Raw genomic sequence first — 15426 nt, 5'->3', positions numbered from 1 at the left:
CCGGACTTTCGGCGCCCCCGAGCGAAGGACAGGACAGCGGCGGCACAACCGGCCCGGACCCGCAGCCCGACCAGCCAGGAAGAACAGCGACCGAAACGGATCGTGCACCACGCGTCCTCGTGGTCCATGAGCCAGGACGGGCAGAACAGGCCCTGGTTGATGACGCCCGCGTCGGCACGGTTCTCCGGTCGAGGACTTCAGAGAATCAGGGGTGAGCGTGCACGTGGGACGTGTCGGCCATGGCGAATATGCGCTCGGGACGGCTGGGCCGGATGATGACGGCCACGCGTCCGTCCGCATCCATTCGTGCAGCGGTGAGGGACAACCACCCACCGGCCCGGCTCCGGATGCACACGGAGGCCTCGCCCGCCGTGCGGGCCCTGCTGTACGCATGCAGGGGGGTCTACGCCGACTCGATCCTGCGGGGGGGGTGTCGCTCAGCCGGTCGAGGCCGCCAACCGGACAACGCGTTACTCTCATTTTGTATGAACGCGTTCCGATCGCGGAGGCGGCCATGAGCGAGAACGACGAATATCCGACTCCGTCGCAAGCAGAGGGCGAGCGGCTGGAAGAGGACATGAATCCGGCCGAGCAGCGGCACCCCGCCACGACGCGCACCCAGCCCTCCCAGGCGGAGGGCGAGCGCCGAACGGATGACACCGAGAGCTGACAGAGGCGGCAGCTGTAACCGTCGTCAGCGCGCACCAGCACACTGCTGAGCCCGCAGAGGTGGGCTCAGCAGGCACGGTGACTGGCATGGGGACCCGTTCACAGCCCTTGAGCAATTCCGGCGTCCGCCGGGCGGTATCGGCGTCGCCCGGAGCGGGCTCGTGCGGTCGGCGCCAAGGTCGTACTGGTGACGGACGAGTTGGGTGAAACGTACGCGGACCGCGTCGAGGCCGTTCCGACCGCGCCGCACACCCCGACCGGGATCACGGCGGAGTCGCTGACGGAGCCGGGGGTGCGCACTCGACAGGCATCCCGGACATATCGACTGGCGACGACGAGTGCGTCTTCGAGGAATCGTGCCCGGAGGGAACCGAGGTGATCGCACTTCAAACATAGAGTTTCGGACGTTCTTTTTCCGGAACTTACGGATGCCAGCACCCCCATAACGCGCTTGAGCAGAAAAGAAGTTGACGGGTGAAGCCGGGGAAGTGAGTCGTTGACTGATCCCTTTCGATCATGCAATCATTCGAATGCAGATCCTGTATCCGTTTTTCGTACACCCTGCACCACTTTTCGAACACAACAGGCACGGTGGAGGTCGGCGGGCCTGTGCGTCAGGCCGGTCGCCATCGCCCTCTACGAGCCGTCACTGCCTCGAAGGGGGGCCCATGCAGTTCAGGATTCTGGGGCCGCTCGAGGTCGTGGACGACGGCAGACGCATAGATGTCAGCGGACAGCGTCAGCGCACGGTTCTGGCGATGCTGCTCCTCGAATCGGGGCGCGTCGTCTCCAATGACCGCCTGGTGGAAGCCATATGGGAGCGGAAGCCGCCGGCGACGAGCCGCACCCAGGTGCAGATCGGCATCTGCGCGCTCCGTCGCATGCTTCCCGCGGGGCCCCACCCCGGCCCCATCGTTACCCGCTCACCCGGCTATCTCCTACGGATGACCGAGGGGCAACTCGACCTCCACGCCTTCGAGGAACGGGTCGACGCAGGTCGAAGAGCCGCTGCCGCCCATCAACCCCAGCAGGCGGTCAAGGAGTTACGGGCCGCGTTGGGACTGTGGCAGGGCCACGCGCTGACCGACATCAGCAGCAAGCCGGTACGTGCGAACGCCGTCCAGCTCGACGAGCGCCGCCTCGCCGTACAGGAACAATGTCTGGAACTCGAACTACGACTCGGCAATCACCACCGCGCCGTGAGTGAACTCGGTGCCCTGGTCGCCGCCCACCCCCTCCGGGAACGCCTACGGGTGCTCCAGATGACCGCGCTCCACCGCGCGGGGCGCCAGGCCGAGGCCCTGGACGCCTACCGCCAGGCACGGGCGGCCCTTGTCGAGAGGCTCGGCATCGAGCCCGGCGCGGAACTGCAGCGACTGCACCGCACGATCCTGGCGGGGGAGGAGGAGTGGGGCACGCCGCCCCGGGTCCAGCCCTTCATCAAGGTGACGGCGCCCGCCGCCGAGCCGGACGGACCGAGCAGCGGCCCGGCGGCTCCAGCGGCTCCAGTGAGTCCGGCGCACAGGATTCCGCGGCTGCTGCCCGCCGATATCGCCGACTTCACCGGCCGCGCGCGAGCGATCCAGCGCATTCTGGCCGTCCCCACCCACTCCGACGCGCCCCGGACCGTCGTCCCCGTCACCGTGATCACCGGACGAGGTGGCTCCGGCAAGACGACCCTGGCCGTACACGTCGCCCATCGGCTGGCTCCCGACTACCCCGACGGGCAGCTCTTCGCGCAACTGTCCGGCACCCCGGGCCGCCCGACGAGCGCCGCCGAGGTGCTCCGGCGCTTCCTGCGCGCGCTCGGGGTGGCCGACGAGGCCGTCCCGAGCAGCGTCGAGGAGCGCGCCGAGATGTACCGTGACCTGCTGGCGGAGCGCCGGGTCCTCGTCGTGCTGGACGGCGCGGCGTCCGAGGGCCAGGTCGCCCCACTGCTCCCCGGGTCCTCCGGATCGCGGGTGCTGATCACCTCGTGGCGGCGCTTCACCGGGCTGCCCGCGGACACCCGCATCGAGCTCTCCCGGTTCCGGCGGCAAAGCTCCGTGGAGATGCTGATGAAGATCATCGGCGGGCAGCGGGTCGCCGCCGAACCGCTGGCCGTCGAAGAGCTCTGCCGGGCGTGCGATGATCTGCCGCTCGTGCTGCGCGCGGCCGCCGCACGCCTGGCCGCCCGGCCGCACCGGGCCGTGGCGGACGCCGTCGCCCAGGCCGAGGCGGTGGACCGGTGCGTCGACGCGGCCTGCCGCCCGGACGAACTGCGCCACGTGGAGGAGGCGGTCCGCACGTGCATGACGCCGGCATACGGTGCACTCAGCCCGGACGCCCAGCGGGCTCTGCGCCGCCTCGCGCAGTTGGAGATACCCGACTTCGCCCCCTGGATCGGCGCTCCCCTCCTCGAATGCGAACCGCACCGCGCACAGGACCTGCTGGACGAGCTCACCGAGTCCTACCTGCTCGACGCCGTGGTGGACCAGGTGTCCAGAGCCGTCCGGTACCGCTTCCCCGCCTTCGTCCGGGCCTTCGCCCTGGAACGCCTGGCGGCGGAGGAGTCACCGGAGGACCAGCGGGCGGCGTTGCGGCGCGTGCTCGACACCTTGGCGTATCTCACTGGAGAAGCGCAGCGCCGCGGCGGGTACGGGGACCCGCCCGTACCGGATGAGCCCATCCGCTGCCATGCGATGCCGCGGAGCCTGATCGACCATCTGCTGGCGGACCCGTTCGCCTGGTACCAGCAGGAGCGCGCCCAAGTGGAGGCGGCGGGCCGACAGGCAGCCGAGATCGGCCTGTGGACCATTTCCTGTCACCTGGCGAGCAGTTCGACCGTACTGGCCGGGAACTGATCCCCCCTCGGTTGGTAGCGCGGCAATGCGGCCATGGGCAACACTTATTTTTCGCCGCCCGGATATCGACGTGGATTCCGTCACGACTGTTCTGCTGACGGCAATTCCGGCGCTCCCGCACACCTCCTCCGTGGACCTCGACGGGCTGCGCGGGAACACCACGCCCAGACGTGAATCCATCTGCCCTTCACACAGAAGGCAGGCGTGCGCTTATTTAGCTCTATTACTCCCCTAAATTTACGCTAAGGATGTGATCCAAAACCCTTCCGATCGTTAAAAGTCGCAGATCAGGCGCCCATGACGGGGGTTGACCATCCCTGATGCGCCTCTCTAATGTGACACCGCTCCTCCATGTTCCATGCAAATAATCCCGCAGTTCTTCGCAGCGTTCACAGGTTTCCTTCGGCGATGTACGTACGCACTGCTCTGTGTGCTCTTCAAGAAACCGCGGCCGCGTTTCGTTTTTATTGGACCTTTAGTGGACCGGTGAGAAGGGCGTCATCATGGACGGCATCCCCACGACTGACGAGAACGCGGGAGAAGACGCGCGTACGGGAGGCGGAACGATTCCGCCCTCGGCCGGCCGACTTCGCGCCAGGCCGGATGAGCGCGGTCCGCTCTCTTTCGGCCAGCAGCGGCTCTGGTTCCTCGACCGCTGGCTCGGGGACAACGCCGTGTACAACATTCCGGTCGTTCTCCGCTTCACCGGCCCCCTGGACGCCGGCCGTCTGGCGGCTGCCGTCACTACGGTGGCGGCCGGTCATGACGCCCTGTACACCGTCTTCGAGGCGGACGGGAACGGGGAGCCGCGCCAACGCTTGCTGGACACCCGTGAGACGGACTGCCCGCTCGTCGACCTCACCGGTCTCGCACCCGCCGAACGCGTCCGCAGCACACAGGAGGCCGTCGAGGCGGATGCCCGCAGGCCGTTCGACCTTGCTCGGGATCCGATGCTGCGTGCGTCGCTGTACCGGCTGTCTGAGGACGAGCACTGGTTGCAGCTGACCTTCCACCACATCGCTTGCGACGGCTGGTCGCTCGATGTGTTCCAGCGCCGGCTGAACGAGACGTATCGGGCCGGCGGCGGGTCGACCGAGCCGCCGCCGGTCCAGTACGCCGACTACGCGCTGTGGCAGCGCGAGACGCTGCGCGGCCCTCGTACGGAGAAGGCCCTGGCGGCCTGGACCGACACGCTGGCCGACGCTCCGGCCGTGCTGGACCTCGGCACGGACCGCCCCCGTCCGGCGGAGATGAGTTACCGGGGCGAGACTGCGGACTTCCCGCTCACCGGAGTGTCTTCGGGGGCGCTGGAGGCGTTGGCGGCCGAGGAGAACGTCAGCCTGTACACGGTGATGCTCGCCGCCTTCCAGGTACTCGCCGCGCGCCACTCGGGGAGCAGGGACATCGTCGTCGGTTCGCCGGTGGCGGGCCGGGACAACGCCAAGCTCAATGATCTCGTCGGCTTCTTCGTCGACACGCTCGTCCTCCGGGTGGATCTGGGGGACGACCCCGGCTTCCGAGAGCTCGTGGCGCGCTCCCGCGCGTCGCTCCTGAGCGCGCTCTCCCGCAGCAGGGCGCCGTTCGATCTCGCCGTGAAGGAGCTGCACCCCGAACGGTCGCTCAGCCACAACCCGATCGTGCAGACCCTTTTCGCCTTCCACGAGGAGGAGCCGCTTGAGCCCTTCGGTGAGGGACTGAGCGTCGAGCGTTCCATGGTGGCCACGGGGACCGCGAAGTTCGACCTCACCTGGTCGGTGTACCGGCGCCCGGACGGGCTCCATCTCCAGGTCGAATACGCGACGGACCTGTTCGACACCGACACCATCCATACTTTGGTGGACCATTGGCAGGTCCTGCTCGGCCAGGTCCTTGCCACGCCCGATCTACCGGTGAGCCGACTGCCGCTCATGGCGTCCGCCGAGCGGGAGTTGGTGGAGTCGTGGGCGGGTGACGGCGAGGAACTCCCGGTCGGCGCGATTCACGAACTCGTGATTCGCCGGGCACTGGAAACCCCCGACGCCGTCGCCGTCGTCTGCGACGACGACACCCTCACCTACGCCGAACTCGTCCGCCGCTCAGCCCAGATCGCCGCACTACTGGTCGAACAGGGCGTAGGACCCGAGATCTGTGTCGGAGTCTGCGTCGAGCGATCACCCGACACCGTGATCACCACCCTCGCCGTCCTCATGGCCCACGGCGTCTACGTCCCCCTCGACACCGCCTTCCCCACCGACCGCATGCACCACATGCTCACCGAAGCCGGCGCCCCCCTCGTCCTGACCCACCAACCCACCCACGACACCATCCCCCACGGCCCCTGGCACACCCTCAACATCACAACCCTTCCCGCCCCCGAAACCGCACAGAGTCTCAGCCACGCCCTCGCACACCTCCCCCAGAACCTCGACCCCGACCACGCCTGCTACATCATCTTCACCTCGGGATCCACCGGACGCCCCAAAGGCACCACCGTCACCCACGCCAACGTCACCCGCCTCTTCAACGCCACCCAACAACGCCTCCCGTTCGGCCCCGACGACACCTGGACCCTCTTCCACAGCTACGCCTTCGACGTGTCGGTCATGGAGATGTGGGGCGCTCTCACCACCGGCGGACGCCTCGTCGTCGTGCCCTACCTGACCAGCCGCGACGCAGAGGCGTTCTACACCCTCGTACGTGACCGATCGGTCACGATGCTCAGCCAAACCCCTTCTGCCTTCCGCCAGTTCGAGACAGTTGACGCAATGAAGGGTGACGAACTGGCCCTGCGGGCGGTGCTGTTCGCGGGTGAGGCACTGAACCGGGCTTCGGTGCGTCGCTGGGGCGCCCGGCACGGCTACGCCTCGCCGCTTCTCATCAATCTGTACGGCATCACCGAGACCACCGTGCACGTGACGTACACCGAGGTGGACGAGGGCCAGCTCGACGGTACGTTCAGCCGGATCGGCAGGGCGCTGCCCGATCTCCGTCTCTATGTCCTGGATCCGTCGGGTGATCCGAGTCCGATCGGTGTCGTCGGGGAGCTCTACGTCGGTGGGCCCGGCGTGACGCGTTGCTACACCGGCCAGCCGGCGCTCACCGCCCAGCGTTTCGTGCCGGACCATCTCGGCCGTACGCCGGGAGCCCGGCTCTACCGCAGCGGCGACCTCGCCCGCTGGACACCCTCCGGCGACCTGGAATACCTCGGCCGGGCCGACGCACAGGTCAAGGTACGCGGCTATCGCATCGAACTGCCCGAGATCGAGGCCCGACTGGGCCGGCAGCCCGAGATCCGGCAGGCCGTCGTGGTCGTCCGGGACGATCTCGGCGACCACGCGGACCTCGTCGCCTACCTCGTACCGGAGCCGGACGCCGACCGGCCCACCACCAGCGGTCTCCGCGACGCTCTCGCCGGGCACCTCCCCGACTACATGATCCCGCGGAACTTCGTCTTCCTCGACGCCCTCCCCCTCACTCCGCAGGGCAAGCTCAACCACCGGGCACTGCCCGCTCCGACGACCGACCGCCCGGAACTGGCAGCCGAGTTCATCGCCCCGCTGCCCGGAACCGAAGAAGCCCTCGCCACCATCTGGTCCGACATCCTCGGCGTCGACCGCATCGGCCGCCACGACAACTTCTTCGACCTCGGCGGAGACTCCATCCGCAGCATCCAGGTACTGGGGCTGGCTCGTACCCAGGGGGTCAGCTTCGAGCTGCAGGACCTCTTCCGCACACCCACCCCGGCGGGGCTGGCCGAGGCCGCCTGCGCCCACTCGGCGTCCGAAGCCCCGCAGCGCGACCGTGAACCGTTCTCCATGGTGAGCGCCGAGGACCGGGCGCGGCTGCCGCAGGGCCTCGTGGACGCCTATCCGATGGCGGAACTCCAGGTCGGCATGATCTACGAGATGGAGCTGGACCGTGAACGACTGCCGTACCACAACGTGGACAGCATGCGCATCAACGGCCGGTTCGACGAGCGCAGCTTCAAGGAGGCGCTGCGCCTGGTCGTGGAACGCCACCCGATTCTCCGCACGTCCCTGGAGCTGAGCGGTTACAGCGAGCCGCTCCAGCTGGTGTACGCCACGGCGGAGATGCCGTGCGTGGTGTCCGATCTGCGCGCACTCGACGACGAGGCGCAACAGGCAGCGATCGCCGCGTACGTGACCTTCGAACGCTCTCATGTGTTCGACCACTCCCGGCCGCCGTTGCTGCGGTTCGGCATCCACTGGCTCTCCGACGATGCGTTCCAGTGGACGGTGACCGAGCACCACGCCATTTTCGACGGCTGGAGCCTGCACTCCACACTCGCCGAGATCACCGGCCTCTACCACCGGCTCTCGAGCGGTGCGGGGACGGTTGTCGCCCTGGACCCGCCCGAGTCCGCGTACCGCGACTTCATCGCGGCGGAACGGGAGGTGCTGCGCTCGAAGGAGAGCGAGGCGTTCTGGCTGGAGCGGCTCACGGACCGGCCCACGGGCCGTCTCCCGCGTTGGTCGGCCCGGCACGACGCCCGACTGGCCACGCCCGAGCGTGAGAACGAGTGGCGGGTGCTGCACACGGCGGAGAAGCACGGCTCGATCGAGACGCTGTTGCCGGCGGAGCTGTGCGACGAACTGCTGGCATTGTCCAAGCGTTGTGGGGTGCCGCTGAAGTCGGTGATGCTGGCAGCGCATCTGCGGGTCATGAGTCTGGTCACCGGCAGCACGGACGTGCTGGCCGGGCTGTCGTCCAACGGACGGCTGGAGGAATCCGGGGCCACCGAGGTGCGGGGGCTCTTCCTGAACACCGTCCCGTTCCGGCTGGAGCTGCCGGAGGGCAGTTGGCTTGACCTCGTACGCGCGGTGTTCGAGGCCGAGCAGGACATGCTGCCGCACCGCCGATACCCGCTGGGGGCGTTGCAGCGTCGTATGGGTGGCGAGGCCCTGTTCGAGACCAGCTTCGTGTACAACCATTTCCACGTGCTCACCGACGAGTTCGGTGAGGGGCGCCTGACGATCGTGGACGGGAAGATCGACAGCTTCAGCACCCTGCGTGCGGAGCCGACCAACTTCCCGCTGAGCGTCGGCGTGATCCGCAATCCGTACTCCACACGGCTGCTCCTGAGCCTCGACTACCACCTCGGTGTTCTGGTCGAGGACCAGGTGGCGTTGATGCGGGACTACTACGTGCGGGTGCTGGAGTCGATGGTCCGTGAACCGGACACCGCGTTCGGGGAGGTCGTCCTGCTCGGCGACACCGAGCGGGAGTTGGTGGAGTCGTGGGCGGGTGACGGCGAGGAACTCCCGGTCGGCGCGATTCACGAACTCGTGATTCGCCGGGCACTGGAAACCCCCGACGCCGTCGCCGTCGTTTGTGACGACGACACCCTCACCTACGCCGAACTCGTCCGCCGCTCAGCCCAGATCGCCGCACTACTGGTCGAACAGGGCGTAGGACCCGAGGTCTGTGTCGGGGTCTGCGTCGAGCGATCACTCGACACCGTGATCACCACCCTCGCCGTCCTCATGGCCCACGGCGTCTACGTCCCCCTGGACACGGCTTTCCCGACCGACCGCATGCACCACATGCTCACCGAAGCCGGCGCCACCCTCGTCCTGACCCACCAACCCACCCACGACACCATCCCCCACGGCCCCTGGCACACCCTGAACATCGACACCCTCCAGGCCGCAAACGTTTCGCCGGACCTCGACCACGCCCTCGCCAGCCTCCCCCAGAACCTCGACCCCGACCACGCCTGCTACATCATCTTCACCTCGGGATCCACCGGACGCCCCAAAGGCACCACCGTCACCCACGCCAACGTCACCCGCCTCTTCAACGCCACCCAACAACGCCTCCCGTTCGGCCCCGACGACACCTGGACCCTCTTCCACAGCTACGCCTTCGACTTCTCCGTCTGGGAAATGTGGGGCGCCCTCACCACTGGCGGACGCCTCGTCGTCGTGCCCTACCTGACCAGCCGCGACGCAGAGGCGTTCTACACCCTCGTCCACGACCAGGCCGTCACCCTCCTCAGCCAAACCCCCTCGGCCTTCCGCCAGTTCGAAGCAACCGACCACACCCACCCCCGCGATCTCGCCCTGCGCGCCATCGTCTACGGCGGCGAAGCACTCGACACCCCCTCCGTACGCCGCTGGGCAAACCGCCACGGCTACACCACACCCCGCCTCATCAACATGTACGGCATCACCGAAACCACCGTCCACGTCACCTACACCGAAGTGGACGAGGACCAGCTGAACAGCGGCGCCAGCCGCATCGGCAGGGCACTCCCGGATCTACGTCTCCGGATCATGGATCAGCACGGCAACCCCGCGCCGATCGGTGTCATGGGCGAACTGTACGTATCGGGTGCGGGGCTCGCGCGTGGGTACAGCGCCCGGCCAGCCCTCACGGCTCAGCGTTTCGTTCCCGATCACCTGGGGCGGACTCCGGGAGCCCGGCTCTATCGCAGCGGCGACCTCGCCCGCTGGACACCCTCCGGCGACCTGGAATACCTCGGCCGGGCCGACGCGCAGGTCAAGATCCGCGGCTACCGAATCGAACTCGGCGAGATCGAGGCCCAGTTGGCCCGGGTGGCCGGTATGCGTGAGGCCGTTGCCCTGCCGTATCAGGAGGCGAACGGCCGGACCGACCTGGTCGCCTATCTCGTACCGGAACCGGGCACCGAACCACCCACCACCAGCGAACTCCGCGACGCCCTGGCCGAGCATCTTCCCGACTACATGATCCCGCGGAACTTCGTTTTCCTCGACGCCCTCCCCCTCACCCCGCAGGGAAAGCTCGACCAAAGCGCCCTGCCCACCCCCACCACCGAACGCCCCGCACTCGAAACGGAGTTCATCCCGCCCCTTCCCGGAACCGAAGAAGCCCTCGCCACCATCTGGTCCGACATCCTCGGCCTCGACCGCATCGGCCGCCACGACAACTTCTTCGACCTCGGCGGAGACTCCATCCGCAGCATCCAAATACTCGGACGAGCCCGCGACAACGGACTCACCTTCCACCTCCAGGACCTCTTCCACCACCCCACACTCGCCGACCTCGCCACCACCACCACAACCCAGCCCACCACCGCACCACCCACCACCCAGCCCTTCTCCCTCCTCACACCCCACGACCGCAACCACCTCCCCGACCACCTCGACGACGCCTACCCCATGGCCGAACTCCAAGTCGGCATGGTCTACGAAATGCAACGCGACCCCGACCGCAACCCCTACCTGAACGTGACGTCGCTGCATCTCCCCGGGCGGTTCGCGCAGGAGGCGTTCCGCGCGGCAGTGTCCACGGTGGTGGAGCGGCATCCTGTGCTGCGTACGTCTTTCGACCTCAGTGGTCTGTCCGTGCCGATGCAATTGGTGCACGCGGAAGTCGAGATACCCCTCGGCCTGGTGGATCTGCGCGGGCTGAGCGAGGCCCGGCAGCGGAGTGAACTGGCCGACTACGTCCGTGGGGAACGGATGACGGGGTTCGATCCGACAGTGGCGCCGTTGTTGCGGATGACGGTCCATGTGCTGTCCGACGACGCCTTCCAATGGACCGTCACCGACCACCACGCCATCCTCGACGGCTGGAGCCTCGCCTCCACCCTCGCCGAAATCACCGACACCTACCACACCCTGCTGGACGGCCGAACCCCCACACTCCCACCCCTCCGCTCCACCTACCGCGACTACATCGCAGCCGAACAGACCGCACTCACCACCCCCGCACACACCACCTACTGGCACCACCTCCTCACCGACCGACCCGACACCCGACTCCCCCGCCACAGCGCCAACGGCGTTCCCCTGCTCATCGGGGAACGACTCGACGGCGAGGTCCACGAGCACAACGGCACCGGCGGGTACGGAGCACTGGTCACCACGGTGCCGCCGGAGCTCCTATCGGCGCTGGAGGACAGTGCCGCCCGGATCGGCGTGCCGTTCAAAGCCGTCGTCCTGGCCGCCCACGTGCGGGTCCTGAGCCTGCTCACCGGCAGCGCGGATGTCGTGACCGGACTGTCGTCCAACGGGCGGCTGGAGGAGACCGACGGCACCGAGGTGCGGGGCCTCTTCCTGAACTCGCTGCCGTTCCGGCTGCGGCTGCCCGACGGCAGCTGGGCGGATCTGGCGCGTGCCGTGTTCGACGCCGAGCGGGAGATGCTGCCGCACCGCCGGTACCCCATGCCGGCGCTGCAGCGTGCGCTGGGCGGCGACCCCCTGTTCGAGTCCGGGTTCGTCTACAACCATTTCCGCCACGTGGACGAGCTGGCCGAGGGAGGCCGCGCCTCGGTCTCGGGGCCGCACGACGAGACGGCCGCCGGTGTCGCCCGGACCAGCTTCCCGCTTCATGTGGCCATGAGCCGCGAACCGGGCCTGGCCGGAATGCGGATGGAGCTGGAGTACGACGCCAGGGAGTTCCCCGCGGAGCAAATGCGTCTGATCCGCGACTACCATCTGCGGGCGCTGCGGGCGATCGCCGAGAATCCGGACGCCGCCCACCGACCGGCCGTTCTGCTCGGCGAGGCCGAGCGGGCCCTGCTGGAGCGCTGGAACGACAATGCCGTCACTGTCCCGTCCACGCCCGTCCACGAGTTGGTCGAGGCTCGGGCGACGGCGGAACCCCACCGCGTCGCCGTCGTCGCCGGGGAGCAGTCCCTGACATACGGCGAACTCGATGCGCGTGCCGACCGGCTGGCTCGTCATCTGCGACGGCTGGGCGTCGGTCCCGAGGTGTTCGTCGGGGTCGCCCTGGACCGTTCGCCCGAACTGGTCATCGGGCTGCTGGCCGTGCTCAAGGCCGGTGGGGCCTACGTACCGCTGGATGTCTCCTTCCCCTCGGCCAGGCTCGCGCACATCCTCCAGGAGGCGGATGTGCGGGTGGTCCTGGCCGGGGCGAGTACGACGGAGCTGGTTCCGCAGGGTCCGTGGGAGACGGTCGACGTGGACACCGTCGTTCTGCCCGAGGAGACGCGGTCCGGCCAGGCCCCGGAGGCCGGCGCCGGGCCGGACAACGCCTGCTACGCCATCTTCACCTCCGGTTCCACGGGGCGGCCGAAGGGCGTGGTGACCCGGCACCGCAACGTGACCGAGCTGCTGCGCGGCGGCCCCGCGATGGAGCTGCGGGAGGACGACACCGTTCTCCAGATCGCGACGGTCGCCTTCGATGTCTCCACCTTCGAGATATGGGCGCCGCTGGCGGCGGGAGCCCGGCTCGTCCTCGCTCCGCCGGGGCGGTACGCCCCCGCCGATGTGGCGGGATGGGTGACGGATCACGGCGTGACCGTCCTTCATGCCACGGCCTCGCTGTTCACCCTGCTCGTGGACGAGCAGCCGCAGACATTCGACGGACTGCGCCGATTGCTCACCGGCAGTGAAACGGTCTCCGCACCGCACGCCGGCCGGATCCTCGACCGCTGCCCGGAACTTGAACTGGTCAACTGCTGGGGGCCGACGGAGACCACCACGTTCTCCGTCTGCGGCATCTTCACCGCGGACACGCTCCCGATCGGCCCGCTGCCGCTCGGTACACCGCTGGCCAACACCGAGGTCCAGGTGCTGGACGAGGCCGGCCACCCCGTGCCCGTGGGCAGTCCGGGTGAGCTGTACGTGGCCGGGCCATGCCTCGCACGCGGCTATCTCGGCAGACCCGCGCTGACCGCCGAGCGCTTCCTGCCGCATCCCGCCGTGCCGGGTGCCCGGCTGTACCGCACGGGTGACCGGGGGCGCTGGTCGGCCGACGGCCGGGTGGAGTTCCTCGGCCGTGTCGACCACATGGTCAAGATTCGCGGCTACCGGGTGGAGCCCGGCGAGGTGAGCGCGGCGATCGGCGCTCACCCGCGCGTTCGGCAGTGTGTCGTGACAGCGCCGCAGGACGCCTCGGGCCGGGCCGATCTGGTGGCGTACGTGGTGTGCGACGCCCCGGCGCCCCAGGTGTCCGAACTTCGTTCGGCGCTGCGCGAGAGGCTGCCGGAGTACATGCTGCCGAGGGCGTTCGTGTTCCTCGACGCGTTCCCGCTGACGGCCCAGGGCAAGGTGGACCGCGGCAGGCTCCCCGCACCGTCCGGGGACCGCCCGGAGCTGTCTGCGGAGTATGTGGCACCGCTGCCCGGGGTGGAGGAGCGGCTGGCGGTGATCTGGCGTCAGGTGCTCGGGCTGGACAGGATCGGCCGGCACGACAACTTCTTCGACCTGGGCGGAGACTCAATCCGCAGCATTCAGGTGATCGGGCGGGCCCGGGAGGAGGGTCTGCTGCTCACACTGCCCGTGCTGTTCCGGTCGCCGACGCTCGCCGGGCTGAACATCAAAGCGACATCGCTGACGGACGACCTGCACCCCGCACCGTCGGCGGAGCCGTTCGCCCTGTTGTCGGCGCAGGACCGACAGGCGCTGCCGGAGGGGCTGGTGGATGCCTATCCGATGGCGGCCCTCCAGGTCGGCATGGTCTACGAGATGGAGATGGACCCGGACCGCAACCCGTACCACAACGTCAGTACGGTGCGGCTCGGCGAGGGGTTCGAGGAGGACGCCTTCCGGCGGGCTGTCGTGCTGACGGTTAGTCGCCACGACGTTCTGCGCACCTCGTTCGACCTGAGCGGATACAGCGAGCCGTTGCAACTCGTGCACGAGCGGGCCGAGCCGCCGCTGACCGTCGTCGATCTGCGGGGCCGGGACGACGGTGCGCAACGGGCGGCGGTGGCGGAGTGCGTCCGTGGCGAACAGGACGAGGGCTTCTCGGTGACGGTGGCGCCGTTGTTGCGGATGACGGTCCATGTGCTGTCCGACGACGCCTTCCAATGGACAGTCACCGACCACCACGCCATCCTCGACGGCTGGAGCCTCGCCTCCACCCTCGCCGAAATCATCGACACCTACCACACCCTGCTGGACGGCCGAACCCCCACACTCCCACCCCTCCGCTCCACCTACCGCGACTACATCGCAGCCGAACAGACCGCACTCACCACCCCCGCACACACCACCTACTGGCACCACCTCCTCACCGACCGACCCGACACCCGACTCCCCCGCCACACCAGCGCTCTTCCCGACAGGCTCGCGGGGCTGCGCAGTGCGGGCGAGGTGCACCGCGACGACGCGGAGCGCCGGCACGGGGAATTGATCACGCCGCTGTCGGTCGGTCTCGGCGACGGCCTCGACCGGTTCGCCAGGCGTTGCGGGGCGCCGCTGAAGTCCGTGCTGCTGGCGGCGCATCTTCGGGTGATGAGTCTCGCCACCGGCAGCCGGGACGTCGTCACTGGGTTGTCGTCCAACGGGCGGCTGGAGGAGAGCGACGGCACCGAGGTGCGGGGTCTCTTCCTCAACACGCTGCCCTTCCGGCTGGAGCTGCCGGAAGGCAGTTGGCTGGACCTCGTACGCGCGGTGTTCGAGGCGGAGCAGGAGATGCTGCCCCACCGCAGGTACCCGATGTCCGCGATCCAGCGCGAGCTGGGCGGGGAACCGCTCTTCGAGACCGGCTTCGTCTACAACCACTTCCGCCAGATCGACGCACTCGCCGGTGGGGCGGACGCGGACGACGATCGCACCCGTGCGACCGGAGGTGGGCGGACCCACTTCCCGTTGCTGGTGGCCGTCAGCCAGGAGCCCGGGCACCAGGGGCTGAGCCTGGAGATGGAGTACGACAGCGGTGAACTGGACTCGGTCCAGGTGTCGTTGATGCGCGACTCTTATGTGCGGGTGCTGGAGTCGATGGTCTCCGAACCGGACACGGCGTACGGGGACATCGTCCTGCTGGGAGACACCGAGCGGGAGCTGCTGGACTCGTGGGCGGGTGACGGCGGAGAACTCCCGGTCGGTGCGATCCACGAGCTGGTCATACGCCGCGCGCTGGAGACCCCCGACGCCGTCGCCGTCGTCTGCGACGACGACACCCTCACCTACGCCGAACTCGTCCGCCGCTCAGCCCAGATCGCCGCACTACTGGTCGA

At 68.5% G+C, this 15426-nt stretch carries 3 protein-coding genes and 1 pseudogene; all 4 read left to right on the top strand.

Features of this window, described 5'->3' with window-relative positions; translation table 11 throughout:
- The first annotated feature begins 514 nt into the window (after nucleotides 1-514).
- On the top strand, nucleotides 515-670 hold the full coding sequence (locus ACZ3IC_RS33060; RefSeq protein WP_467422270.1) for a hypothetical protein: 156 nt from the start codon (nucleotides 515-517) through the stop codon (nucleotides 668-670).
- Nucleotides 671-820: 150 nt separating this feature from the next.
- Nucleotides 821-952: pseudogene (locus ACZ3IC_RS33055) on the top strand (MurR/RpiR family transcriptional regulator); the annotation flags it as partial.
- 385 nt (nucleotides 953-1337) lie between these two features.
- Complete coding sequence (locus ACZ3IC_RS33050; RefSeq protein ID WP_467422267.1) at nucleotides 1338-3512, top strand: AfsR/SARP family transcriptional regulator; 2175 nt, start codon at nucleotides 1338-1340, stop codon at nucleotides 3510-3512.
- Nucleotides 3513-4015: 503 nt separating this feature from the next.
- On the top strand, nucleotides 4016-15426 hold an 11411-nt coding region (locus ACZ3IC_RS33045; protein ID WP_467422265.1), incomplete at its 3' end, for an amino acid adenylation domain-containing protein.

The sequence above is a fragment of the Streptomyces sp. NPDC002958 genome, assembly GCF_055563255.1.
Note: the sequence above shows the minus strand (reverse complement) of the source record. Positions and strands in the feature narration are given on the sequence as shown.